General features: G+C 41.2%; 16 protein-coding genes and 2 pseudogenes. 11 read left to right on the top strand and 7 right to left on the bottom strand.

All coding sequences use genetic code 11. The annotated features are described in order from the left end of the window. Positions 1-53: 53 nt before the first annotated feature. The 6 genes from HGT73_RS09520 (at position 54) to HGT73_RS09495 (ending at position 6,936) form a co-directional block, all read left to right on the top strand. Positions 54-758: a fimbrial biogenesis chaperone gene (locus HGT73_RS09520; protein WP_214214144.1), complete on the top strand. Its 705-nt coding sequence runs from the start codon at positions 54-56 to the stop codon at positions 756-758. Next, positions 724-3,297 carry a fimbria/pilus outer membrane usher protein gene (locus HGT73_RS09515; protein ID WP_214214142.1) on the top strand — a complete coding sequence of 858 codons (2,574 nt, stop codon included), beginning with the start codon at positions 724-726 and terminating at the stop codon, positions 3,295-3,297. Before HGT73_RS09520 ends, HGT73_RS09515 begins: the two co-directional genes overlap by 35 nt. Positions 3,298-3,355: 58 nt before the next feature. After that, positions 3,356-4,639 carry a fimbrial protein gene (locus HGT73_RS09510; RefSeq protein ID WP_244968513.1) on the top strand — a complete coding sequence of 428 codons (1,284 nt, stop codon included), beginning with the start codon at positions 3,356-3,358 and terminating at the stop codon, positions 4,637-4,639. Positions 4,640-4,701: 62 nt separating this feature from the next. Further along, positions 4,702-5,343, top strand: coding sequence for a fimbrial biogenesis chaperone (locus HGT73_RS09505; protein WP_214214138.1), 642 nt, complete (start codon positions 4,702-4,704; stop codon positions 5,341-5,343). A gap of 731 nt (positions 5,344-6,074) precedes the next feature. Continuing rightward, entirely contained in the window at positions 6,075-6,653 is a 579-nt protein-coding gene (locus HGT73_RS09500) for a peptidoglycan-binding domain-containing protein (RefSeq protein WP_241623170.1), read from the top strand. Then, entirely contained in the window at positions 6,643-6,936 is a 294-nt protein-coding gene (locus HGT73_RS09495; RefSeq protein ID WP_214214136.1) for a hypothetical protein, read from the top strand. The genes HGT73_RS09500 and HGT73_RS09495 overlap by 11 nt, the downstream gene beginning before the upstream one ends. A 266-nt stretch (positions 6,937-7,202) precedes the next feature. Here the strand turns inward: HGT73_RS09495 and HGT73_RS09490 are convergent, their stop codons facing one another. Next, entirely contained in the window at positions 7,203-8,786 is a 1,584-nt protein-coding gene (locus HGT73_RS09490; protein ID WP_214214134.1) for a hypothetical protein, read from the bottom strand. Positions 8,787-8,852: 66 nt separating this feature from the next. After that, positions 8,853-9,005, bottom strand: coding sequence for a hypothetical protein (locus HGT73_RS09485; RefSeq protein ID WP_214214132.1), 153 nt, complete (start codon positions 9,003-9,005; stop codon positions 8,853-8,855). Positions 9,006-9,530: 525 nt separating this feature from the next. On the opposite strand from HGT73_RS09485, the gene HGT73_RS09480 reads away from it, so the two are divergent. After that, positions 9,531-9,776: a type II toxin-antitoxin system Phd/YefM family antitoxin gene (locus HGT73_RS09480; protein WP_214214130.1), complete on the top strand. Its 246-nt coding sequence runs from the start codon at positions 9,531-9,533 to the stop codon at positions 9,774-9,776. Beyond that, positions 9,773-10,159, top strand: coding sequence for a type II toxin-antitoxin system VapC family toxin (locus tag HGT73_RS09475; protein WP_214214128.1), 387 nt, complete (start codon positions 9,773-9,775; stop codon positions 10,157-10,159). The genes HGT73_RS09480 and HGT73_RS09475 overlap by 4 nt, the downstream gene beginning before the upstream one ends. A gap of 594 nt (positions 10,160-10,753) precedes the next feature. Here the strand turns inward: HGT73_RS09475 and HGT73_RS09470 are convergent. After that, the gene (locus tag HGT73_RS09470; protein WP_214214126.1) at positions 10,754-14,089 is read right to left on the bottom strand and encodes a VPA1262 family protein; all 3,336 of its coding nucleotides are present in this window, start codon (positions 14,087-14,089) and stop codon (positions 10,754-10,756) included. Between the two features lie 838 nt (positions 14,090-14,927). Here HGT73_RS09470 and HGT73_RS09465 point away from each other — a divergent pair. After that, the gene (locus HGT73_RS09465; RefSeq protein ID WP_214214124.1) at positions 14,928-18,845 is read left to right on the top strand and encodes an esterase/lipase family protein; all 3,918 of its coding nucleotides are present in this window, start codon (positions 14,928-14,930) and stop codon (positions 18,843-18,845) included. 315 nt (positions 18,846-19,160) lie between these two features. Here HGT73_RS09465 and HGT73_RS09460 read toward each other — a convergent pair whose 3' ends face one another. From HGT73_RS09460 to guaB, 4 genes and pseudogenes are all read right to left on the bottom strand, one after another. Beyond that, entirely contained in the window at positions 19,161-19,367 is a 207-nt protein-coding gene (locus HGT73_RS09460) for an antitoxin VbhA family protein (protein ID WP_214214122.1), read from the bottom strand. Between the two features lie 69 nt (positions 19,368-19,436). Next, a pseudogene (gene trbL / locus HGT73_RS09455) lies at positions 19,437-20,520 on the bottom strand (P-type conjugative transfer protein TrbL); the annotation flags it as partial. Between the two features lie 94 nt (positions 20,521-20,614). Next, on the bottom strand, positions 20,615-22,195 hold the full coding sequence (gene guaA / locus HGT73_RS09450) for a glutamine-hydrolyzing GMP synthase (RefSeq protein WP_214214120.1): 1,581 nt from the start codon (positions 22,193-22,195) through the stop codon (positions 20,615-20,617). 70 nt (positions 22,196-22,265) lie between these two features. Beyond that, entirely contained in the window at positions 22,266-23,732 is a 1,467-nt protein-coding gene (gene guaB, locus HGT73_RS09445) for an IMP dehydrogenase (RefSeq protein WP_214214118.1), read from the bottom strand. 168 nt (positions 23,733-23,900) lie between these two features. Here guaB and xseA point away from each other — a divergent pair, with 168 nt between their 5' ends. Both xseA and HGT73_RS14995 read left to right on the top strand, forming a co-directional pair. After that, a complete protein-coding gene (gene xseA, locus HGT73_RS09440; protein ID WP_214214109.1) occupies positions 23,901-25,283 on the top strand; it encodes an exodeoxyribonuclease VII large subunit in 1,383 nt (460 codons plus the stop codon). 64 nt (positions 25,284-25,347) lie between these two features. Next, positions 25,348-25,614 (top strand): annotated as a pseudogene (locus HGT73_RS14995) (VOC family protein); the annotation flags it as partial. Positions 25,615-25,691: the final 77 nt, after the last annotated feature.

The following is a 25,691-nucleotide window of genomic DNA, read 5'->3' as shown; positions in this document are numbered from 1 at the left end:
GCTACAACAATATAGTTGCAGCCCATTTTTTATTTAATCAGGGTTCATTTCAAATGAAAAATCGTATTAATTTGCTAGCATGTGCGTGTCTAATGTTAGCTAGCTCAGTCCATGCTGGTGTAGTAATGATAGGAACCCGTGTTATTTTTCCAGGTGGTGCATCAAATACGACTATCCAACTAAAAAATCCTGATCCCCTACCCTATGTCATGCAGTTGCAGCTAACTCATGAGGACAACTCACCAAACGATAAAGCTCCTTTTGTCATTGTTCCACCAGTTTTTCGTATGGAACCTAACTCTGGGCAAACAGTGCGTTTAATTGCGAATGGTGCTGAGAAGCTACCGATGGATAGAGAGTCAGTCTTCTATCTTAACTTTACGCAGCTACCTTCTCAGAAAAATACTGACCAGAACAAAAATCAACTTATCATTGCTATAACCAATAGAGTCAAAATTTTCTATCGTCCAAAAGACTTAACGGGTACGCAAAATGAAGCTTATAAATATCTAACTTTCAGTACAGAGCATGGAAAAATAGTCGTTACCAACCCGACCGGATACTTTATTACTGTGAGACGTGCTGTTTTTTCTACGGGTAATCGTTCAATTACTTTAGCTCAATCAGTTATGGTTGCACCTAAATCGACGACGACATGGCCTATATCTGAAAATATTACCTCCCTAAGCGGTGGACAGATGAAACTTACTCTGGTGAACGACTATGGTGCAGATATTGAGAGCAAGAGAGATTTATAAAAAATTATCCTCTTATTCAGTAATAAATATAATTTTTTTACTTATTTTATCTACTTATTTTTCAAAAAGTTTTGCTGGCGAAAAGAATAATACTCCACAAAAAAGTGATGATGAATACGTTTTTGATCCATCCCTGTATAAAGGTGGTAATTTTGATCAGTCTGCACTTAAAAATTTGACAAAGCCTAACTCAATTTTGCCAGGCAATTATAATGTGGAAGTTTTCACTAATCAGACTTTCATCGGCAGCTATAAAATTAGTTTCAAGACTAAAGAAAATAAAGTAGAGCCGTGTCTAACATCGGTTTTAATCAGAGATATTGGTTTCAAAAATATGCTGACTAAGCTAGATAAAATTCAAAATGAATGTTTATTTCTCAGTGATTTTGAGCCCCAAGCTACTTCGAGTTTTTCGATGTCTGACTTCAAACTAAAAATCCAAGTTCCAGAGTCTTTACTTGATATTAAGCCTCAAGGCTGGGTTAATCCTGATAACTACGATACTGGTGCCAATGTGGGGTTTGTTAACTATTTAGCAAACTATTATCATGTTTCTTATTCAAAACAACAAGTTACCAATCAGGATTCAATCTGGTTTTCACTCAATGGTGGAATAAACTTCGATACATGGCAATTCCGTCAACTCAGTACACTAAACTGGAGTAAACAGACAGGTGTTGATTGGAATACAATTCGTAGCTATGTACAACGCCCGTTAACTTCCATCAGAAGTCAATTCTCTGCGGGGCAATTAATAACTAATGGAACATTTTTTTCTGGCATGAGTTATAACGGTATTAATCTCTCCTCTTCAGATGCGATGCTTCCAGATTCGATGCGAGGCTATGCTCCGACTATTCGAGGAATAGCAACGAGTAATGCTAAAGTCACCATTAGCCAAAATGGCCAGCAAATTTATCAGAAAACTGTACCACCAGGTAGCTTTGAAATTCACGATCTTTATCCAACGAGTAATAGCGGCGATTTACAGGTTCAAATTACTGAAGCCGACGGAACGATTAAAACTTTCACAGTGCCTTTTTCAGCTGTGCCTGATTCCATTCGTCCTGGTATATCGCACTACAATCTCTCGTTAGGAAAGACACGAGATATGGAAAAAGATACGAATTTTGGTGATCTCACTTACCAGCGTGGCTTAACCAATTCCATCACGGCTAACAGCGGATTACGTTTAGCGAATAACTATATCGCTAGCGTATTAGGGGGAGTATATGCAAGCCAGATGGGTGCAATAGGCGTAGATACAACATTTTCTCATACTAAGAATCCAGTAGATAACACCAAACTTCAAGGCTGGATGACTCACGTAAGTTGGAGCAAAACATTTAGTTCCTCAGGGACAACATTATCATTGGCAGGTTACCGCTATTCAACTTCAGGCTATCGTGATTTGTCTAATATTTTGGGACTTCGTGATAGAGCATTTAACGAAAGTAACTGGCTAACTAACACTACCTCACAACGTTCACGCTTCGATGTTACGATGAATCAGAGCATGGGTAACTACGGTAACGTCTTTCTTACTGCTGCAACGCAAGATTACCGAAATGGACGCACACGCGATACGCAACTGCAGTTTGGTTACAGCCAAAGTTTCAGTCACGGCATATCCATGAACCTATCTGTCGCTAGGCAGCGTACTGGAACCTACACTACTACAAATACACGCGGAGTCATGGAAACTACTACCTCTATTTCTGTTTCCTTCCCATTATTTACGGGTAATCCACGCAGTGCTAACTTAAGCAACACTTACACTCATAGCAATAGCTCTGGCGATCAATATCAAATGTCAGCGTCAGGCTCGCTAGATGAACAACAGTCAACAAGTTATAGCCTTAGTGCAATTCGCGATCAAGGATATAATAACACGACCTTCAGCAGCAGCCTGCAAGAGCGCTTACCAAAAGTTAATTTAGGTATAAATAGCTCAGTGGGTCGAGATTACTGGCAGGCATCGGGGAACGCTCAAGGCTCGGTTGCGATACATTCCGGCGGCACAACTTTTGGACCTTATTTGGGTGATACTTTTGGGCTCGTCGAGGCAAAAGGGGCTGAAGGAGCGAGCTTATTTAACGCCCCGCTCACTCGCATTGATAGTAATGGATATGCTCTAATACCCTCAATGACGCCGTATCGTTATAACAACATATCCATCGATCCCCAAGGAATGAATGGAAATACTGAAGTACTTGATAGTCAAAAACGCATCGCGCCAGTAGCAGGCGCCATTGTCAAAGTAAAATTCAGAACCCGTACTGGCACGGCAGTGTTAATTAAAGCGGTAACTGCCGAAGGAATGGCCATACCTATGGGTGCTCAAGTTTATAACGATAAGAATGAAGCAGTTGGTATTACTGGCCAAGGTGGGCAGATTTATGCGCGCGCTGAGAAATCAACAGGTGTCTTTAGGGTGAGCTGGGGAGATAAGTCTGAAGAATGCTTATTAAAGTATTCACTAACTGAAAATCAGCTTCGACAGAAACTTGTTAATCTCACTAGTAAATGCGTAAATTAATACGAAAGGGGCCTTAATTATCATGAATACTATAAATAAATGTATATTAATATTATTTATGTGCTTCATTTCACTGTCCAGCTGGGCAACCTGTACCAGTACAGGGGTGTCTCAAACTGAGGATGACCGTACAGCAATAATTCCTTTCGGAAAAGTGAATATCTTTGATACTTATTTTTCTCCTGTTGGGACGCTATTAGCGAGCGTAGTGGTCCCACCTACAAACTATACATATGGTGGTGCAACAGCAAATAGCGTACTTTGGACATGTGATGCTACCGACCTCTCTAGTATCTATTTCATGGTGGCGACCAATGGTGATGACCGTGTGGGAGGATTTTATGAAATTGGTGCAACAGATGGGCTAGCGAATGTATATGCGACATATTTTGCCTACGTTGGAATTAAACAAACGATGAGCGGCGTAGTGTTATCACGCAATTGGCAAAAGGTCCCTGTCGCTACCTACACAACATCTGGGACAAAAATTCAGATTCGGCTTCAAGATATACCTCCGTTACAAGCTGAACTCTACCGTGTCAGTAATTTACCAGGAACTGGAGCACTTTCATCATACTGCGGGAACAATAACAATTCTGGATCGGGTATCGTATATGGGTCGACCTCGGGTGAAGCTTACAACTGTACACAACCAAACGCTTATATCCAACTAGTTGGCCCTGGTTTGACAAGCGATGCTCTAAATTCCGATTCAGCAACTTCATACGCATTTTGGGGAGTGGATAATGGTTTTGGTTATGGTATGCGCTCGGTTAATCGACTTTATAATACGCCTACTTGTGTCGCTCGAAGTGCCACCCCTATCGTAGTGTTCCCTACTTTATCAATAAATGATCTTAACAATGGACAAAACGCAACAGCCAATTTCAACGTAACTATCGAATGTAGTAATAGCGTAGCATCAGGTACTACAAATGCACAAACTGCCATAGGTTTTCAGGTTTCATCCGGTGCCTACAGCGCTGCCAGTAATCTTGGATTAGTCAACGCGAGTAACGGGGTAAGTACGCTGCTTTCGGATAATTATGCAGATACAACTACCGCTGCACAAGGCGTAGGTATCACTATATCGTACACCGCCGCACCTTCAGTAGCATTAACGTTACTTGGGCCAACTGCTGATCCGTTGAACACAAGCTATATGGGAACCTCAGCAGGATGGTACCCAGTGCTCGACAATGCAGTATCACAAGGTAGTAGCAAATCAGGCTATACTAATTATGCTTATAATTTTACTGCAACCTTAAAAAAATTAAGCGGTCAAACAGTGACAGCAGGTAAGGTTCATTCAACACTAACGATTATGGTAAAAGTTCAATGATGGGTCGTTGCTATATAGTAATATTCGTTTTACTACTTACTAGTAATTCATTTGCAGGAGTCATGCCTTCTCAATCCCGAATAGTTTATAATGCAGAAGACAATTCACAAAGTTTGATGTTAGCCAATACTAATTCTTATCCAGTTATCGTTCAAACTTGGATAGATAACGGTGAAGGGTCACCTGATACTAGAAATATTCCCTTCGTAAGTATCCCACCCATCTTTCGTTTAGAGCGTGGTGACGTTAAGGGCATTCGAGTTATTTATAATAAAACGTCTTCTTTACCCGAAGATAAAGAGTCGTTATTTTGGTTGAATATCTATGAAATCCCTCCTGAAAAAAAAGATTTAAAGCCTGAAAATAGTGTATTAGTAACGATGAATACCCAGATAAAAATATTTTTTCGTCCAAAAGGAATAAATTTATTTTCTGAGGAGGCAATAAAGCAATTAAAATGTAAACAAAAGGACTTAAAAACAATTACTTGCCTAAATCCTTCTCCAATTTACCTTTCAATCATTGCTGCAGAAGCAACATCAAGCAATGGCTCGACTATCAAAGCTGGCGGAGATGATTTCATCATACCTCCTAAATCAGAAAAAGAGTTCCATTTTACTTCCGTAGTCAGCATCGATGATAGTATTAAATTTATCTATATTAGTGAAATGGGCGATCAGCTTAATTATATACTGAAACAGTAAATGACACTGAAGGTCGTTGTCCCTACTTTATCCAACAAACTGAAAGCGTAAAATGACATGATTTATTTGATGCTGGATTGATGAAATATGTAGCAAAAACCAGAAAGTGCAGTACCAAAAAGAGTTAGTCAATCTCCTAATCGTTACACTGATCAGGAAGATATACGGATATATTTTCAAAAATATTTAATATTAAATGAAAATATTCTATATTTAGGAATTGAAATAACAGCACAAGACTTAGGGATATTGTCTGGAGATCAAAACCTTAAACAAGGCAATATCAATGATAATAAGAGTACTTAAAAAAACCATAGCAACAGAATTTATCTAGTCAACATGGTAAGAGTGAGGTCATTAACTGGAGATAAGATTGATAAAGGGACTATTTTCTCGTGCAACGGTACCTTCCAGAGATAAAAAAATTAAATATCCGAAATTATAGTCAGAGTTATAGAACACTAATCTAGATATGCTTTACTTTTTATAGGGGATAACAACAACCCCCTTTTACCCCACCTCAAATCAATAAAAATAACATCATAAAATTTATAAAAAAGATATTACCTTATATTTTCATAACTCCATGTATTATTCCTATTTATCAATAAAAACGGGATGCTATAGTTTACCGATATTGATTTAATATTTTAACAACTAACAGTAATTACTTTAATGAAATAAACTTAAATAACTTATTGAAGAATGGATTTCGATCTTGCGGGGGACTAATGAAAAAGCCAAGTGGATTAATATGGGTTTCAAGTTTCTTAGGCAGTAATTCGGTTGAAAAACTAAACCAGCCATTTAAAAACAAAGTGAGAAGTTTTTTAGAAAGCACTCGAAATGCAGGTATTAACGTAGTTATTACCTCCACTCTCAGGCCTTCAGAACGTGCTTATCTTATGCACTGGTCATGGAAATTATCTCGTAATCTTGTAAAACCACAACACATTCCACGTAAAGTTGGTGTTGATATTGACTGGGTACATAAACACTCTGATGGTTCGATTAATATTTCTAAGAGCATTATTGCAGCTAAAGAGATGGTAAGAGCATACGGCATGCTGAATCTCAACGTAGCTCCTTCTTTAAATAGTAGACATACTGAAGGATATGCAATTGATATGTTACTATCTTGGTATGGAACTATCGAAATTAAAGATCAAAAAGGAAATATTGTAAAAATTAAAAGCCTACCTCGTGATGGGATGAATAAAGAGCTTCATAAAATAGGGCAATCATTCGGTGTTATCAAATTTCATAATAGTCATAAAGATAAACCGCACTGGTCTATAGATGGGTATTGAAATGTATAAATTTATAATTTTTTTTATTTCACTTTCATTGTGTCTCTCAGTTCAAGCGACTGAGCAAAAAAATTCTGATCTTCAATCTTTTATTGAAAATGCCGAAATTTGTCAGCATCTGGCCAGCGAATGGGATTCGAGTCTGCCTCAAGTGCAACAACGATATATTGAAGAGCAAATCGATATCGTTTGCCCGAAAGCCAAACACCTACGGGAAGTTATTAAAAGAGGTTATCATGATAACAAGAAAATCATGGAAATGATTGAACGCTATGATTTTTGATATGGTAACTCATGTTTAATAACCATCATCTATTCGAAAAATAATACCTAGATAGTTATATTAAAATAATCACACTAATAATTGAAAATTCATCTGCATATATTTTTTATTACTTACACCCAAAGGCTCTCAATGAATTAAATATTTAGTAAGTTATTATCAACAGAAATCCATAACTTTTAATAACTTGAGTAATTAGTTTTAGGTATTATTGCGTTGCACTATTTACAGTCCCTGTATTACAAAAACTAGGAAAAAACGGTGGGCTATATACCGTAACGAAAATGAGTATTTTTCATAATATTGAAGGCATGACGAAGATTTTCATCTGTTAGCTCATAATTGCTTAGCCAGCGGCCCCTTATCCCGAGGTAGTTAGCCCATAAAACGCCGTTCTTGAAACTCTTCCAATTATTGTTTTTCGCGGCGAGTTCTATGAACTGATTAACGATTTCGTATTGATTCTTTCCTGCTGAATACTGGGCTACTTCAAATGCTTTTTCTATATGTCTGAAAGCCTCTTTATCTTCATGCTTCCTGTAATGGATTAGCGCGCGATTCCAGTGCACCATCCATTGCAATCCGTTCAATAACTGGTTGTCTCTCATTTCAGCCTCATAAGCTGCAACATCAGCCTCAGTCGTTATGATTGATTTCTTCAAATCGAAACCTTTAAGGATCGCCTTCCAAAAGCCGAAAAAACTATTATGTAAATCACTGACTGACACGAGCGAATCCAGTGCAGCTCGAACTATGTAATCACCGTATTGGTTACACAACTGCGCTATTTTTGTTTCGGGAATAACATGATCTTCACTAGTAGCGATCAACTCTTGCATAGTGGCTCCACAGTGCCGACATTGGTCAGTAAACCATGACCAATGTCGGTTTGATAACTTGAACCAAACTGAGTTGTGTTGTTCTTCGGGTATTGCATGCTGCTCAATGAAGTTATCCGTTTGAGCCTTAAAAGTTTGCAAATCTGCTACTAGCCAATTTCTCTGCCGCTTAAAGAGCTGCAACATCTCGCTCAAAAATTTTTCTCCATACGCCTCTTTTAATTGCTTGGAGACATAAGTGCTAAGACGGGCCAGAAAAAGAACGTACAGAATACTTTCTTTTTCTTTGGCTGAAATAGCACGTTGGTAGGCTCCCTCTGCCGCTACAAGCCGGTCCATTGACCGTGAGAAATTCCAGTGTAATCCATGCCACGACGGGAATGTTGCTCCACTCTGCCAGTTAGAAGCATTCTCGATATTTTGGCGAATCTCCGGGTCATCCTCATGTATCACCATACCTGCACTATGAAACTGAGTACGATTGGTTTGGCAATGTATGTATATCCAATTCATAGCCTTATCCAACGGCCATATGATTGTTGAGTTTTCTGAAATATCAGGCAGGTACCAATCATTTTCTGGCGGCGCAATGAATTCCTCTGCTGCAATATTCAAACGCAGTATATGCTTCTGGATCGATAGTACTAGTTCTGGAATGGCATGCGCGCCATAGAACCTCTTCAGACTGTCTTTTGGCGACAGATAAGTTACTTCATTGCAAACCACATTGTGATAGACATCGAAAAGATCATTAATGCTTTCCCTAATGGCAACGCTGACTTTGGGATTCTGAATGGTTCCTGCAAGTTCACTATACAATACTCGGATCAATTCTTTACTGCGAGCCATCAGACAACCTTCTTCGTCGATTAAACGTTCCAGTTGTTTACTAATACGCTTGATGTCCTTTTCATTCCGCCCCGTCCGTTCCGCTCTTTTACGAGGAAGAACTCCTGTGGCGTCATAAGCGAACTTAAGAAGTTGACCGAGAGATACAAAGCTAGCATGCATGGCAATAACTCGTTACAAGGAAACAAGCTCCATCACCTAAGTTGAGGATAATGGAGCAACGATTAATTAGTGCTGATTTGGATTAAGTTGTTTACCGCGATTACCATGTACTTTGGCGTTCGCGGGATTTGTTCCAGACGTCCCCTTGTTATTATTCAGTGCATCTGCACGGTGATTGCTTTGCTTTTGTGTCTCTGGTGCTTTAGCTGGCTTATTCATATATCGTCCTTAAATAATTAATGAAGTGTCATCCTAGAAAATTCCGTTGCCTGCATCACCGGGAATTTTTGCGACAAAATTTTTTAGCCTTTAAGTGGTGCTAGATAGATTATTTTTTCTATATTGTTTTAGATCTCACGCCCATATCTCAGTCATTACACTGAAAGACAACTCCCTATATAAGTGCTGTCATTGTTGATGTGGAGTCGGACAGTAATCGGCTATTGAGGCAGCATAACCAACCCCATCCACATTAAGCCGAAACACTACGGGTGACGCAAACGGCACTGCGCGAAATGTTATACGATTTTCAGGACATTTTACTGAATCGAGCCGATAAAGCAGAGTATCACCACGATGTACAGTACAAGGCCTGTTGGCAGAGGCGTAAGATAGGTTGGAACGAGTTACTGCATGGGCAGTAAACTCTATACTTTGAAAGATTTCCGTCCTATTTGCTTTTATCACTGACACGAAATAAACTAAACTAACATGACTTAGTTTAACTTTTTTACTGAGGATATTATGCAAACCTTCAACATCCATGAAGCTAAAACACACTTATCTCGGCTGATCGAAATGGCAGCACAAGGAACGCCATTTATCATTGCCAAAGCGGGTAAGCCGCTGGTAAAAGTTACTGCGTTGACTACGCCGGAAGCCCATCAGGAAAAACGTCTAGGCTTCATGGCAGGAAAAATCCACGCACCGGATGATTTTGACCGGATGGGTGAAACGGAAATTGGACAACTCTTTGGTGGTGAACTGTGAAATTTTTGCTTGATACCCACGTTCTTCTATGGGCGGCAGGGATGCCGGAAAAGCTCTCCCCCTCCACCACGCTCCTGCTCAACTCACCAGAAAATGAGCTTTTTTTCAGCGTCGCCTGCCTATGGGAAATCGCTATCAAACGCGATTTAGGCCGCGACGACTTTCAGGTGGATACTCGTTTACTACGCAGAGGGTTACTCGACAACGGCTACAGTGAACTATCTATTACCAGCGAGCATGCTGTATTCATAGACAACCTGCCCCCTATCCATAAAGATCCCTTTGACCGTATGATGATCGCGCAGGCAACGGTAGAGGGTATTACCTTGTTAACGGCTGATAGCTTTATCATACAGTATCCCGGCCCAATACAAAAAGTGTAATAATTCGTCGATTACACAAAGAAAACGGAGGATTGGGCTGTTTGATGCAGATGCTAACCGCCGTCAGTCGTTCTGCGGTACGAAACTTAGCCCCCCTTAACCAAACGCTGAGTAGCTCCAGATTCAATGGGTTATCCTCTGACCGCCGATGAGGTTAGCCGTGTGGCTATTCTCATTATTGCTCATAGATATTCCACCCCAACTTCCGTCAGCTGATCGACCTAGTACGGTACTTGTTCTAGTCGTTCACCGATACATGCAGTCCATTGTGGTCTGAATTTTATAGAGAGTTTTCAGCTTAGTCCTGGTTAGTATTTTGCTTTCACTCTATTTTTGAATACCGTCAAAAGTTACGTCATTTATTTAATGCTGGATTGATGAGAGTAGATGAGAGGAGAAAAAGAAAGCCCCGACGAATCGAGGCTTGCAGGCAGGATGTGATGAGAATTGATTAGGCTAGATTAGCCCGAATATCATTCCCACTCGATTATAAATATTATAAAAAAGATATTTATTAACAATGAGATACTGACATTTATAGGTTGAATGCCATAAAAAATACCATTTAAATACTCATTCAGCCTTTAATCTAGCTTATTGAGAATCGCTTTTCAGCCTACCGCCTTCACTAAGAAGCCTCTCGCCCTGCTCTAGGAACTCAATGAGTTCGCTCTGTATACCAACACCTTCGGTTTGCCATTCTTCTTTCGATCTAACCATAGCAAGCCCATGTGCATCACCTGTTAACCGTTCTAAGTTTTGATCGAACATACCTAGCGCACTTAGATAGAACTCACTCCATTTAGCAAAAGTAAGTATCCATAATGACACTCTCAGCGCATCGTCCCATTGGCTCCAGTTCGACGTGCTGGCGAGTGGTTGTTGTATGATTCGTCGCTGTCGCTTCAAGATTTGATTCATCATCGTCAGGCTTAACTCTCGCTGAGAGGTGTTACTATTGGCGAAAAGAAACGAAGCAATGTTAGTCGTCTGCCCTTCACGGGTTCGTTCAAACAAGCGAGACTGATTGTTCAGTCTCGGCCCAAGCATGCTCACCAACTCCTGAACCCATATTTCACAAGCGTCCTCAGTGGAGGCACGGGCATTCTGCAATAACGGTAAGATCACATCTTGGGACAACCAAGGCTCAGCCCACGCTAATTGCTTCATATGTCCTCGCATGGAATCGACCAAGTACCGCAACTCCTCCATAGGTATTTTCTCTGGTAGTTCCTCATGCAGAGCTTCAACCAAATCTTTATAAGTTTGCTCTTTATTAGGATCCTTGGCTGCATGGTTAATCATCCAACCTAAGGTGAGCACTCGTTCCTGATGAGTAAGGGTTTCCAGACACGATAATACTGACGTGAGTCCTGCAGGTATATCTAACTGTCGTTCTAGTGCATTAAATCCCAGCCATTTAAGTAATCCCTGCTTGCGATGGATAAGACTATCTCGTTGAATGATGCTGATATTGAACTGTATCGATAGGGAAACTTCGCTGACTATCTGGCTCAACAGAGACAACCGCATGACCTCCGACACTTCGTGCTCAATTTGCAGCCTAGAGATCTGTGCTTCGGCGATCGTCAACAAGCAATCCGGAGCATGACTCCATAAGATTTTGATGGCAAAGTACTCTGACCAAGTGAGGGCTGCGTATTTTGTCGAATGGAATAGCTGTTCCGAGCGATAAGGGCTGTGCAGTAAGACTTCTACAGTTTTTCGAAAGAACCATATATCAACTACAGCCAGTTCCTTATCTGTATTTTCATGTAGGCGATCGAACGATTCCACAACAAATTGACTCAATAACTTGAGAAAATCGCTTTTTGACTCAATAACACCCCATCCTATGTCCCCAGTGGGAGAATGTGCTAGCACTTCTCCCAGCACTCCCCAAGTTACATTAAAGTCCTTAGAGTTAATAACTTGTTTGTTATTGATGAAGTTATGTAGCCCATCGTGCAAAATAAGCGAGTTATCATTTAGTAAACCTAATGTCATCATCTGCGCTCTTAACTGGTCACCACTTAAGCCCTGCAATGACATTTCACCGAACCATACACTGAGTACTTTACCCACTCCAGACCTTTCGAGAAAGTTTAGAGACTCATACCGTCGCGGTACAGCTGACGTCTTACTAGAATCGAAAAGCAGTTGCATCATGGGATTCTCAACCTCATTTCCAAGACTAGTAACCATAATCTCCTGTACCAGCGCAGATTTATATTGTTCTATTTGGAGTAAAACATCCGAAGGAATTGGGGTAATCAGTAATGGGTAATTTTCGGCTGCACTTTGAAAAGAATTAGACAAATGGAATCCGGCAACCGGAAGACGATCTGCCCCCATAATTAAAATATAACGATCATGTAGCCGTCCTTCTTTTAGGCCATAGATACGAAACTTTAGGCGACCTAGTAAGTGACTATTATGCTCACAGCTCACTATTAAATTGTTTACTCGCCCCGTATAGAGTTGTTCTGAGCTATCTTGTTCATGTTCAATCTCTCTCGATGTCTTTGGCAGCGATGTAAAAATGATATAATCTGATTTAATTGCTGCATTAATCAATACAAGCCCTAAACCAGCAGTCTCGAAGTAAGGATCGAATATAACTATTTGATGCTGCTGATACTTGCCCAATATAGTTCTAAACCACTCCACGAATTGCAATCGCCCTTCTCCATCCCCCATGCTCCATCTCTGGAAAAACTGCCCTTCTGACTTAGGCGGATGAAGCCGTGTAAAAAGAGAAAGAAGTTCACGATTCACCGGAACCCAAGGGTCTGCCTGCCGCCCACCGACGCGGTTGCCAAACCCCAAATTGTCCCGGTTAACCGTAAGAGCAGCCTTTACACGCGCTGACATAGCTGGCCTAGCTGCTTTTTCAAGCCAGTCGAACTTGACGGAACTTGTCCCTTGCCCCACCATATGGCCCTGAAAATTTATTTCTCGGATATATCCTATCCGCCACCGGCAGCAGAGCACCCCCTCATGAGGGCGATCGTATGAGAAACCAAAAATCTCCAGTTCTGTACTATCTGTCCTCTCACACACCTCTTCGGTCACTTTAAACACATATTCAAACACTCCATCCTCTTTACAATTTGCTGAAGCAATAGACGAGGAAATGATTTGGCCATCGTTTGTAATGCTCAAGTGGAACTGAAATTTACTAAAGAGCGGCACTTGTGTCGGAGCAAAGCAAACTGATAGAGCAGGTGATGAGTCAATCCATTTAACACTTAGCAAGTTCTGCTCAAGGTCATTAAGCGTAGGAAAAACCAATAATTCAATATCGCCAAATCGTGTGGCATCTGATTTTCCAAAATCTAAACCAGTTTCCGCATTGAGCCGTTCAACTAACGAAGTAGTTAAGGCAGCGCTGTATTCCTCACTCAACAGAAATAACGCTTCTTTATTCATTTGAGTAATCGAAGCACTGAAAGCTCCGGCTGCACTATGTGGGCTAGAAATTGACTGGCGATCATATGCATCTCGGTTGAGTAGATAAGCAACTGGGCGATAGACCAGATTATTGGCCATAAGAGCAGTAGCACCAAACAGTTTCGTTAATTTACTCGGACACTCAATTTCCAAGATATCATTTATTTCTGAGATTGACCGACCAGCAATCAATTGCCTTAAAAACTCTGCACAATGGATACTGTCTATATACAAGTTAAGGCGGGTAAACTTTGCCTTGATGTTTCCGAAGATAAGATGGTTATCGTTGTCGCTGAAGGACCAACTGTTACTCGAATGGCTGTATGGGAGTAGACGTCCGTAAACTACGCGCATTTCTCTCGACTTTTCAGATTTAATCTGAAGGACCCATAGCTGAAGTGCACAAGCGCGATTTTGGTTAGAAAAAAGGCGAGCCAATCGTCCGTCGCCTAAGAGGTCATCTAGTGTAGTAGCCATTGAATTCTGCGAGTTCCTTTCCAAACTGATATTGCACAATATTATGCACAGCTCTGATTCTCCACCACTGTTTTGGAGCCCTTTGCCGCCGCAACCCCAAAATAGCTAAGCCGACTGGCAAGCCAGATCAGCGTCAACGTGACAATAAAAAAGCCAAGAAACACTCGATCCCTAAATCCGAATAAATCCTCAAACAAGTAACGTTAAGCCAAAATCGAGTCAGAGTACGTGGTACTGATTCTGCCCCTAAAACCTATAGCATATTTTGCCCCAAAGTCAGTTACCTCTTTCCCCAAATCTTGCTAGTACCATCACATCTGGATAACTATTCTATCTAGATGTACAGCAAAAAATGCTGATGTGGTAGTGTTATCAGATGCATGAAGCTTCGGTAACATGAGGGCGGTAGCGTACTAAAATAGGTGCGTAGCATCTGATTATACAGTCTTGCCCCTTTACATTTTAATCGCTAGGCCTGAGATGAAAGCCAGTATTACAGCATTGACCAAGCTATTGTATAGCCGCACATTGATGATCTAACTGATACCGATTCAACTTTTTTCTGCCGATTATGCGTAATACTGTAACAGAGTAATGACTGATGTTAATTATTCATTTTACAATAGACCATAGATGTAGTGATAAATAATCATCCGCGAATAGGAAAAGGCTATTATAGTGCCCATAAACATTTCATTTTGTGAAGCATTTTTTGTTAACATTACAGTTAATACAGCCATATACAAAAAATATTTATTAGGTTTAAAGATAGAATTCTAAAAATGAAACACACTGTTACCAAAATACATTTAAAGGTGACTTCAAAAAAGGATAACTAATGAATAAATTTATAGTTTTTGTTCATGGCTTAGGTGGAAAAAAAGATAAGACTTGGGGTAATTTCCCACAATATATTATTGATGATCCTGATATTGATCATCAAGTCATTGAGTATGGATATACATCCCCCAACTTCTTTACACAATTTTTCAAATCTGGCCCTACAATTTTAAATATTGCTAATGGACTGCTTACCGAAATAAAGACTAGATGTGATCTAAAGAATGATGAAATAATTTTAGTAGGCCATAGTATGGGAGGACTAGTTATTAAACGCCTTCTTGTAAGGCTTAGTAAGCTAGAAACTAAACATAATATAAAAAAAGTATGTTTTTTTGATGTACCTCATGGTGGTTCAGGTTTAGCAAATATAGGTAAATTCATTGCATTTAATAACAGACACTTGAAGTCGCTAGTTAACAACTCTAGTGATTTAGATGCTTTAGATGAAGATTGGGTAGATAAAAAGTTAAGTGATCAGTTGAACATACTGAGTATTATTGATGCAAATGAAACTATAGTATCTTCAGTAAGTTCAAAAAGCCTATTTAGACACCACCCTATCGAAACAATAAATGGAGTAAATCATAGTTCTATTGTTAAACCAAATTCAAAAGATGACACACAGGTCATTTTACTTAAGTCGTTTATTAATAATTCGCCTTCAGTTGGAAAACTTAATTTAGATACAGCTAAGCCTATTAAAGAATGGCTCAAATACGATGAACGTAAGCACGAGCTCTCGTATGAAGAGGATAAACCAAGAAAAATGGCTTTTTCCGCGCTATCAGTGGCGATAGACTCTGATGCTTGTTCAATAAGACTTACTGGCTTATCTGGTTTGGGAAAGTCCCGACTATTACTTGAATACAAAAATAGAAAAAATATAAATGATGATAACTTCCTTATTTTCAATGGCTCTGAAAATATTAACAGAGTTGAAAATTCAATAAAAATAGTAGCCGAGAGTGGAGTGGTAGGATTTATTATAATAGATAACTGCTCAGTAGAACTACACAATTACGCCACAAATGCTATTGAAGTTAACAATTCTCCTATAAAACTCATTACTACTTATTTTTATCATGAAGATAGCAAGAAACTAAAAAATAGCATTCGTATAAAACTAGAAAAATTAGGAGCAGAGCAAATAACCAAAATTATCGAGAGCCGACTTCCAGATTTAGATTCTTCATCAAAAAAACAATTAGAAATATTTATTGAGGGTTTTCCTCTTCTGGCGCAAATGACTATCAAAGAATTACAGCAAGAGGGACGTGTCACTACAAATTTTGATGAATCCAACCTTGTAGAAAAATTAATAAATGGTGATGGAAGCTTGAGTGAACAAGCTAGAGAGTTGCTTAAAGTCTTTTCTCTCTTCGATTATTTTAGGTTTCAGAAAGGGATCAGAAATGATATTAATGAAGATGCGGAGTTTTTAAAACGCGTTGCTGGAGCAAGTCAGATAACCTTCGAAAATACAATTACGACATTTTATCATAAAGAATTAATCAATTGTACTGGAAGTTTAGCTCGCGTAGTCCCTAAACCATTAGCTTTAAACTTGGCTATGGAATGGTGGAATACAAGTGCATTTGATAGACAAAGCGAAATTGTTTCCAGCCTTCCGGCTACACTACTTGATAGTTTTTGTGATCAAATAAGATATCTAGACTCATCAATAAATGTACAGTCATTTGTCGAAAACTTTTGTGCTGCCAATTCCCCTTTCGGCCAAGCGGAATTGTTACTGTCCAAACAGGATTCAAGACTGTTTCGCGCATTAGTTGAAGTGAACCCTTCAGTTACGAATAGTCAATTACACAGAGTTATTTCAAACCTAGCTGATAAAGATATTTTAGATATAAAAGGTGATGTAAGACGTAACTTTGTCTGGGCGTTGGAGATGCTTGTTTTTCATAAACATTGTTTTAATAAAAGCTCATGGATTTTATTTAAATTCGCTCAGTTTGAAAACGAAACTTATAGCAATAATTCATTAGGACAATTCTCACAATTATTTCGTTGGAAATTACCTGGTACGGAAGCTGATTTTAATCAAAGATTAAAAGTTTTAAACAAAGCACTTTCTTTAAATTTAGAAAGCGCAGATGTGGTGATAATTGATGCTATAAAAACGGCATTAGACACTCACGGAGGTACTAGAACTATAAGAGCAGAGTTTCAGGGTACCAAGCCAGAGCTGAAAGAATGGCACCCCCAAAAATATCAAGAAATTTATGATTACTGGCAGTCTTTATTAAAAATTCTTCTAGTGATTATTAAACGTGGATATTTGATCGAAGAGATAAAAGATGCTTTTGGTCATGAAATTAGGGGGCTAATTCGATATAACCTACCAGATAAATTGGATTATTTTATAAAAGAAGTAATAAAGTTAACAGGTAAATACTGGCCTGCTGCAGTTCAATCAATATCTTATGCTTTAAGTTATGATACTAAAGAAATGAATCAGAAACAAATCGATATTTTAATGTCGTGGAATAAATTATTAACACCTGATGAAAATAGTATTGAGGAAATATTAAAATTAGTCGTATTAAACCCGCCGAGAGATTTTAAAAAAGACGACAGTGGCCACTATATTGATGAAGCAGCAGAAGCTGCGAAGGATCTGGCAAAGGTCTTTGTAACAAAGCTTACTGATTTATATGAATATATTGATCTCTTGATGACGTTTCACGAGCAGAAACAAAGTTGGCTCTTTGCAAAGCATTTGGCCATAGAAGCTGATTCTACAGATGAACTACTCCACAAAACACTCGAATATTTACGGAATCATAAAAATGTAAACACCCAGTTCTTTACTGGTTTTTTTTCAGGGGTTTATATAAAAGAACCTGCTAAATGGAAAGAAATAATTGATTTATTCGGTTCGGATGAAAATCTCATTAAATATTATCCTGATGCAATACGCACAGGTCAATTTGATATTTCTAATTTAGATACTTTCATTAGGCTGATATCTGAAGATAAACTTCCTAGTCATGCACCCTCTATCCTCGCTTATGGAAGCGCGACAGAGCATTTAACTGAAAAGCAAATATCCAATTTTTGTATGTCACTCAGCAAAATTGACGAAAATGCAAAGTGGGTAGCACTTGATAATATGTATATGTATATATTTGCTCGTGACAACTTGGACTTTTCCCAGTTAAGGAGAACATTAATTCATTTAGTTCTTAATGTGTCTTTTAAAAAAGAGGATAAGTGTAGATATTCTGATAGCTTTCATTGGTTAAACTCAGTGAAGAGATTATTACATTCTGAAAACGCTGAATTTGCACTTCAATTATGCTCATATATTATTGACCAGGTTGTTGGGAGAAACATTGACTATTCTGATTTGTGGGATTACTTGAATAACGCTTTTTATAAAGCATTTGAGCTGCATGGTAATTATATCTGGCCTAAAATTTCCAATAGGTTCACTGATGAAGGAGAAAAGAAATCTTATTATCTTATTGACTTACTTGGAAGTGGGAGAGCTTATAAAAAAAGAGATAGCTGTGTTTTTGACATCTTAAAACCAGAAGAAGTTGTCGCTTGGTGTAAGGACGACGTTGCTCTCCTTATTGTTACTAGGGCTATTTCAATATTTATCTTAGATGGTGAACAGCGTATCGTTAACCCATTATTGATCCAATTATTAACAGAGTATTATTATAATGAATCATTCCTTAGTGAAATATATATTAATTTTTCAAGTAGGTCGTGGTCAGGATCTTTAGTGCCATACTTAGAAGCTGATAAGAAGATAATAGAAAACTTAACTGAGCACTATGATTTCAATGTAAGAAACTGGGCTGTTAGTTTCATAGAAACAATTGATCATCAAATCAAATATCAAGAAAACTCTGACGCTGAGAATAATATATTAAGAGGGTGGTAAAAAAAATACTCATAATACTTTAAGTTTAGACATAAGAAGATTAAAGAATACTCCAATGTAATTGGGCGTGGGAAATATTAGAAGCTAATCTAAATTCTAACTTTCCCAATACCCATATATTTTTTTGTTAGTTTAAACTCTTGATTGTGGTAATGTTAATAATACATTCTTCAGAAATAAATTATAGGCTCACTGTTTATCCTTGTGATTGTGTACACTTCCTTTTAATTCCACACACTTTTGAGTACTCCGAGGTATTTATGAGGACACTGACTGTCGTATTCGGATAGAAAAAGCTCCATCACTTCCTCTCACTTATAAATTTCCTTGTTGCACCTTATTTGTATGGTATTCAAAAATCTCTGCACGCCCCTGCTCATACGTTATTTCACCTGAGATAATACGCGCCTTAATCGACTCATAACGTGGCTTGCCGCTAGGATCCATTCCTTCAAGTCTCAAAGAAGCCTCCGCTTTACGAAAACCTCTCATACGTATCTGTGATAAGGAATTCTTAGACATGGTTTTTCCTTTCAATTAAATAATTTAAAAACGTCAGTTTACACCACCAAGTCAACTGACGTACGTAACTCATGAATTGTTATTGCCTGATAAACTATCCCCAGTAAAATTCTCGGGTTGCTGTTCATCCCGATGAATAGTTGTTTGTTTTCGTATCTGAGCCGCTAACTGCCCGCCAATAGTTTGTTGGCCGCGGGAAGTTTTATTAATCCTCCTCGCTCTCTGGTACTCACCAGCTCCGTTAGCCATACTGCTTCCCATATGGCTTGCCATGCGGCCAGCGCGTGAGAATGAAGCAAACCCCTGACTTCCTCCGCTAGCGCTTCCTGAACTTCTCCATGCAGAAGAACCACCGGAATCGCCTGAGGGTTGGCCTCTAGAAGTATCTACAGAACCGGTATCTTCCTCACCGCCAAATCCTCCCCCGGAACCGCCTCCTCCGCCTGAACCAGATTCTTCAGCCATTGCAGTCTGAGCTGAATCAAATGCTGCCTTTAATGCAGAAGCTCCGCCGCTGACTTGAGCTGATGCCCCCATTGCCATTGCTCCAGCACCGCTGATGGGGTAATCATACCCGCCCCAAATCCACCAATCCCTTGTAAAGAAGCCCCTCCTACCACCTGATAACAACAGTGGTAGCTTATTCGTTAATACTAATAGGATAATTGACGCCAGAAGCAAAACGATAAGACTATTAAGATCAGGAACATCACCTTTAATAAGAGAAAAATATTGATCTATAAATGATTGTCCAATCCCAATAATCAATGTCATCGTGAATAATTGAATGCCAATCGATAAAACAGTTCGTAAGTAATTAATTGCTATGTCAGAGGACCATTTCGAACCACCAAACCCAAGCAATATAACTCCTGCATAACAGAACACCCATGCAGAAACCAACATGATTAGCATATTTATTGCTATGAGAGCCATCACTACCAATACAATTATCGCGACGACTATCATTAAAGTTGAAACCATTGGAGACCAAATTGATTCTGCAGAACTAACCTTAGTTAATATAACAAAGCTATATTAACAATACTCGAAGGTGAAATCCCAACGCCGCTCCTAGAGCATTTGCTGCAAGTTGTCTCATCGAGTTTATTATGGATTGGTATATAGCTGAACCGTTGATCAAGAGGTGAAAGCTACTAGAACATACCAAAAACAAAAAAGCCCGCAATGACGCGGGCTTAGAGGTGTTTATTGCTTTTACGTACCAGCTATTGCTAGAGGTTAAATCATTCCCACTCAATCGTTGCAGGCGGCTTACCGCTGATATCATAAACGACACGGGAAATACCGTTGACTTCGTTGATGATACGGTTAGAAACACGACCTAAGAACTCATAAGGCAGGTGTGCCCAATGCGCAGTCATAAAGTCGACAGTCTCCACGGCACGCAGCGAGACCACCCAATCGTATTTACGCCCATCACCCATAACGCCGACTGAACGTACCGGTAAGAATACGGTGAAGGCTTGACTGACTTTATCGTACAGTTTGGCTTTATGCAGCTCTTCGATAAAGATGGCATCGGCACGACGAAGCAAATCGCAATACTCTTTCTTCACTTCGCCCAGTACACGGACACCAAGGCCTGGACCTGGGAACGGGTGGCGATAAAGCATATCGAACGGCAGACCTAACTCTAAACCGATCTTACGAACTTCATCTTTGAACAGCTCTTTCAGCGGCTCAACCAGTCCCATCTTCATCTCTTTTGGCAAGCCGCCCACATTGTGGTGTGATTTAATCACGTGCGCTTTACCGGTCGCTGACGCGGCAGATTCGATAACGTCTGGATAGATAGTCCCTTGCGCTAACCACTTCACATCTTCAAGTTTTAATGCTTCTTCATCGAACACTTCGACGAATACGCGCCCGATAGTTTTACGCTTCGCTTCGGGTTCGTCGATTCCTGCGAGGGCATCGAGGAAACGTTTTTCCGCTTCAACATGGATGATATTCAGACCGAAACGGTCACCAAACATCTCCATCACTTGTTCCGCTTCGTTTAGACGCAGCAGCCCATTATCGACGAAGACGCAGGTTAAACGATCGCCAATGGCGCGGTGAAGAAGTAGCGCGGTAACCGAGGAATCTACCCCACCGGACAGACCAAGGATAACCTTGTCGTTACCCACTTGTTGGCGCAGACGCTCAACCGCATCGTCAATAATCTTAGCGGGCGTCCATAGCGCCTCGCACTGGCAGATATCGCGCACGAAGCGTTCAAGCAGTTGCTGGCCTTGACGGGTATGGGTCACTTCTGGATGGAACTGCACACCGTAGAAACGCTTCTCTTCGTTCGCCATTATCGCAAATGGGCAGGTCGCGGTGCTTGCCACTGTGGTGAAGTCAGCGGGGATAGCGGTAACTTTATCGCCGTGGCTCATCCAGACATCTAAAATAGGAGCGCCCTGCTCGGTCAAGCTATCTTTAATATCACGGACCAATGCGCTGTCAGCAACGACTTCAACTTGCGCATAACCGAATTCACGCTCATTGGAACCTTGAACTTGGCCACCCAGTTGCATCGCCATAGTTTGCATACCGTAGCAGACACCTAATACCGGTACGCCTGCGGTAAAGACATATTCTGGTGCACGTGGACTGTTGTTTTCCGTTGTACTTTCCGGGCCACCCGATAAAATAATACCGTTCGGGTTAAATTCACGGATTTGTGCTTCGGTAACATCCCAAGCCCATAATTCGCAGTACACACCCAGCTCACGCACGCGACGTGCGACTAGCTGCGTATACTGGGAACCGAAGTCGAGGATCAGAATACGGTGTTTATGGATATTTTCTGTCGTCATTAAAATTTTCCAGGCGATAGCATGATGAAATGACGCGCCCGGCAATTGCCGGGCGCAAAATCAATCGGGATTATGACCCCATACGGTAGTTAGGTGCTTCTTTAGTAATAGTAACATCGTGAACGTGACTTTCCGAGATACCGGCACCACTGATACGAACAAACTCAGCTTTAGTCCGTAAGTCGTCAATAGTTGCACAGCCAGTTAAGCCCATGCATGAGCGCAAGCCACCCATCTGCTGATGGATAATCTCTTTTAAATGGCCTTTATACGCAACACGACCTTCGATACCTTCTGGAACCAGTTTGTCCGCAGCATTATCGGTCTGGAAATAACGGTCAGAAGAGCCTTTGGACATCGCGCCTAAAGAACCCATACCCCGGTAAGACTTATAAGAGCGACCTTGGAACAGTTCGATTTCGCCCGGTGACTCATCAGTACCGGCTAACATTGAACCTACCATAACGGCTGCTGCGCCCGCGGCAATCGCTTTAGCGATATCACCTGAGAAACGGATCCCGCCATCGGCGACGACTGGAATGCCCGTCCCTTCAAGTGCTGCGACGGCATCAGAAACCGCGGTGATTTGTGGAACACCGACGCCAGTAACGATACGAGTGGTACAGATGGAGCCCGGACCAATACCCACTTTAACCGCGCTCACGCCTGCATCGGCCAAGGCTTTTGCGCCCGATGCCGTGGCGACGTTGCCACCGATAATTTCTAAGTCAGGATATTTTGCACGGGTTTCACGAATACGTTGTAAAACACCTTCTGAATGGCCATGAGAGGAGTCGATAAGTAAAACGTCCACGCCAGCAGCCACCAGGGCGTCAACACGCTCTTCGTTACCCGCACCAGCGCCAACTGCTGCACCAACGCGTAAACGGCCTTGTTCGTCTTTACAAGCGTTAGGTTTACGTTCCGCTTTTTGGAAATCCTTAACGGTGATCATGCCACGTAGATGGAATGCTTCATCGACAACTAACGCTTTTTCAACACGGTGCTCGTGCATTTTTTGCAGAACAATTTCCCGAGCATCACCTTCTTTCACTGTAACCAGACGCTCTTTCGGTGTCATAAAGGTGCTGACGGCTTGATTAAGATCGGTCACAAAGCGTACGTCACGGCCAGTGATAATCCCGACCAGCTCATGTTGCTCGTTCACGACCGGATAACCCGCAAAACCATTAATTTCAGTTAACTCTTTTACTTCGCGTAACGTCGTGGTGGGTAATACGGTTTGTGGATCAGTCACGATACCGCTTTCGTATTTTTTAACTTTACGCACTTCTTCCGCTTGACGTTCAATAGACATATTCTTATGAATGAATCCCAGACCACCTTCTTGAGCCAGCGCAATTGCTAAGCGGGCTTCAGTCACGGTATCCATTGCCGCAGACAGCATTGGGATATTCAGGCGAATGTTTTTCGTCAATTGAGTAGTCAGCGAAGCCGTGTTAGGCAGCACCGTGGAGTGGGCAGGAACCAGTAAAACATCGTCGAACGTGAGGGCTTCTTTTGCAATTCGTAGCATGGCAATATCTCAACCTAAGGTTAGTGAGAACGGATAAAATATTGCCGATGCATTATACAGGCGCATTGCCCTTCGCTCCAGCTTTATTTATAGAAAATACTTGATACTTACTCGAACAAGGTTACTATCACCCCTTAACCCTCTGATTTAAAGTTTGATCTTGATCACATGTTACCGACAGAAAACAGCACAATTTATTCCGTCGCCCAGCTAAACGGTAGCGTGCGACAGCTTCTGGAAAAGCAGCTTGGCCGGATCTGGTTAAGTGCCGAAGTCTCGAACTTTAGCCGCCCTTCATCCGGGCATTGGTACTTCACCCTAAAGGACGATGCCGCTCAGGTCCGCTGCGCGATGTTTCGCGGTAATAATCAACGCGTCACGTTCCAACCGCAGAATGGAATGCAGATCCTCGTGCGTGCCTCAGTGACGCTTTATGATCCCCGCGGCGACTATCAATTAGTCGTCGAGTCGATGCATCCGGCGGGCGAAGGATTATTGCAGCAACAATTTCAAGCCTTAAAGCTCAAGCTGGATAGCGAAGGACTCTTCGCACAAGCCCGTAAACGTCCTCTACCTACGCCAGCGACACGTGTAGGGGTAATTACTTCCCCCTCAGGTGCAGCACTGCATGATATTCTGCATGTTTTACGTCGACGCGACCCCGCGCTACCAGTCGTTATTTACCCAACTGCCGTACAAGGCCGCGACGCGACGGCTGCCATCGTTAAGGCCATCGCCCTCGCCAACCGACGTCAAGAATGCGATGTGTTGATTGTGGGACGTGGCGGCGGATCGCTGGAAGATTTGTGGTGTTTTAACGAAGAGAGCGTCGCACGCGCTATCGCGGATAGCCAGTTGCCGATCGTCAGTGCCGTTGGCCACGAAACAGATGTCACAATTGCTGATTTCGTTGCCGATTTGCGCGCGCCAACGCCTTCAGCGGCTGCAGAGATGGTAAGTCGTAATCAACAAGAGCTATTGCGTCAGTTACAGGTGCAACAACAACGCCTAGAAATGGCTTTCGACTATTATCATACTGGGCAGCAACGTCGTTTAACGGCCTTGACGCATCGCCTTACGCAACAACACCCGCAATTACGATTAGTTCGCCAACAATCCCAATTACAACAGCAACAACGGCGGCTACAAGATGCCGTCCAACGCCTACACTCTCGCTCCCTACAACGCTATGAAGGTCTGACGCGGCGCCTCGCTCGTCAGGCTCCATCGGCAAAGATTGCTCAGTATCATCAATCGCTCTCTTTACACCGTTACCGATTACAGGCGGCGTTGCAGCAACAGGTCGAACAGCGTAAACAGCGCTTTGGTAACCTTGTCGTTCAACTTGAGGCGGTTAGTCCACTCGCTACCCTTGCTCGCGGCTACAGCGTTACCACAAGCCAAAACGGCGAGGTAATACGTCAGACGAAAGATCTGCGAGCGGGAGATAAGCTACGTACTCGACTTGAGGACGGTTGGGCAGAAAGCGAAGTGCTGCATGTCGAAAAGACCAAAAAACGCACCCGTAAAAAGTCTGATACGCTCGGTTGAAATTAGGCCGAGCGAGACAGCGTTATAGAGAGTGCCCCGTGCCATCATTTTTAGAGAACTCAGAATACTAACAGATTTGAACCACATCACTCTTGCTGTGGGTGATTTATCTAAAAGTATCGATTTCTATGTAAATACACTCGGATTTACGCGCAAAGCGAGATGGAGTCAGGGAGCCTATTGTAGTGGTCAACCTATATTAAAAACCAGGAGGAAGTTCCGTACTGCAACAAAAGGAACTTCAATAGCATCAGTCTATGCACGCCGCTACCTTGATATTGAACTACGTTTCCGTCTACCTACATTTACCAACGCGAGTATCAGATACTTGGGTAATCCCCCCGAAAAACCGGTGTGTTCATAAGTAGAATTTTCTCGTAATCTGAACAGGGGAGATCTCTATGAAAA

It is taken from the genome of Rosenbergiella australiborealis (assembly GCF_018494035.1).
GTDB classification, from domain to species: Bacteria; Pseudomonadota; Gammaproteobacteria; order Enterobacterales; family Enterobacteriaceae; genus Rosenbergiella; species Rosenbergiella australiborealis.
Note: the sequence above shows the minus strand (reverse complement) of the source record. Positions and strands in the feature narration are given on the sequence as shown.

What these genes read in the sequence shown, in the direction of transcription:
- HGT73_RS09520 (WP_214214144.1), top strand. Translation starts at nt 54, where the DNA reads ATGAAAAATCGTATTAATTTGCTAGCATGTGCGTGTCTAATGTTAGCT.
- HGT73_RS09515 (WP_214214142.1), top strand. Translation starts at nt 724, where the DNA reads ATGGTGCAGATATTGAGAGCAAGAGAGATTTATAAAAAATTATCCTCT.
- HGT73_RS09510 (WP_244968513.1), top strand. Translation starts at nt 3,356, where the DNA reads ATGTGCTTCATTTCACTGTCCAGCTGGGCAACCTGTACCAGTACAGGG.
- HGT73_RS09505 (WP_214214138.1), top strand. Translation starts at nt 4,702, where the DNA reads ATGCCTTCTCAATCCCGAATAGTTTATAATGCAGAAGACAATTCACAA.
- HGT73_RS09500 (WP_241623170.1), top strand. Translation starts at nt 6,075, where the DNA reads ATGAAAAAGCCAAGTGGATTAATATGGGTTTCAAGTTTCTTAGGCAGT.
- HGT73_RS09495 (WP_214214136.1), top strand. Translation starts at nt 6,643, where the DNA reads ATGGGTATTGAAATGTATAAATTTATAATTTTTTTTATTTCACTTTCA.
- HGT73_RS09490 (WP_214214134.1), bottom strand. Translation starts at nt 8,786, where the DNA reads ATGCATGCTAGCTTTGTATCTCTCGGTCAACTTCTTAAGTTCGCTTAT.
- HGT73_RS09485 (WP_214214132.1), bottom strand. Translation starts at nt 9,005, where the DNA reads ATGAATAAGCCAGCTAAAGCACCAGAGACACAAAAGCAAAGCAATCAC.
- HGT73_RS09480 (WP_214214130.1), top strand. Translation starts at nt 9,531, where the DNA reads ATGCAAACCTTCAACATCCATGAAGCTAAAACACACTTATCTCGGCTG.
- HGT73_RS09470 (WP_214214126.1), bottom strand. Translation starts at nt 14,089, where the DNA reads ATGGCTACTACACTAGATGACCTCTTAGGCGACGGACGATTGGCTCGC.
- HGT73_RS09465 (WP_214214124.1), top strand. Translation starts at nt 14,928, where the DNA reads ATGAATAAATTTATAGTTTTTGTTCATGGCTTAGGTGGAAAAAAAGAT.
- HGT73_RS09460 (WP_214214122.1), bottom strand. Translation starts at nt 19,367, where the DNA reads ATGTCTAAGAATTCCTTATCACAGATACGTATGAGAGGTTTTCGTAAA.
- guaA (WP_214214120.1), bottom strand. Translation starts at nt 22,195, where the DNA reads ATGACGACAGAAAATATCCATAAACACCGTATTCTGATCCTCGACTTC.
- guaB (WP_214214118.1), bottom strand. Translation starts at nt 23,732, where the DNA reads ATGCTACGAATTGCAAAAGAAGCCCTCACGTTCGACGATGTTTTACTG.
- xseA (WP_214214109.1), top strand. Translation starts at nt 23,901, where the DNA reads ATGTTACCGACAGAAAACAGCACAATTTATTCCGTCGCCCAGCTAAAC.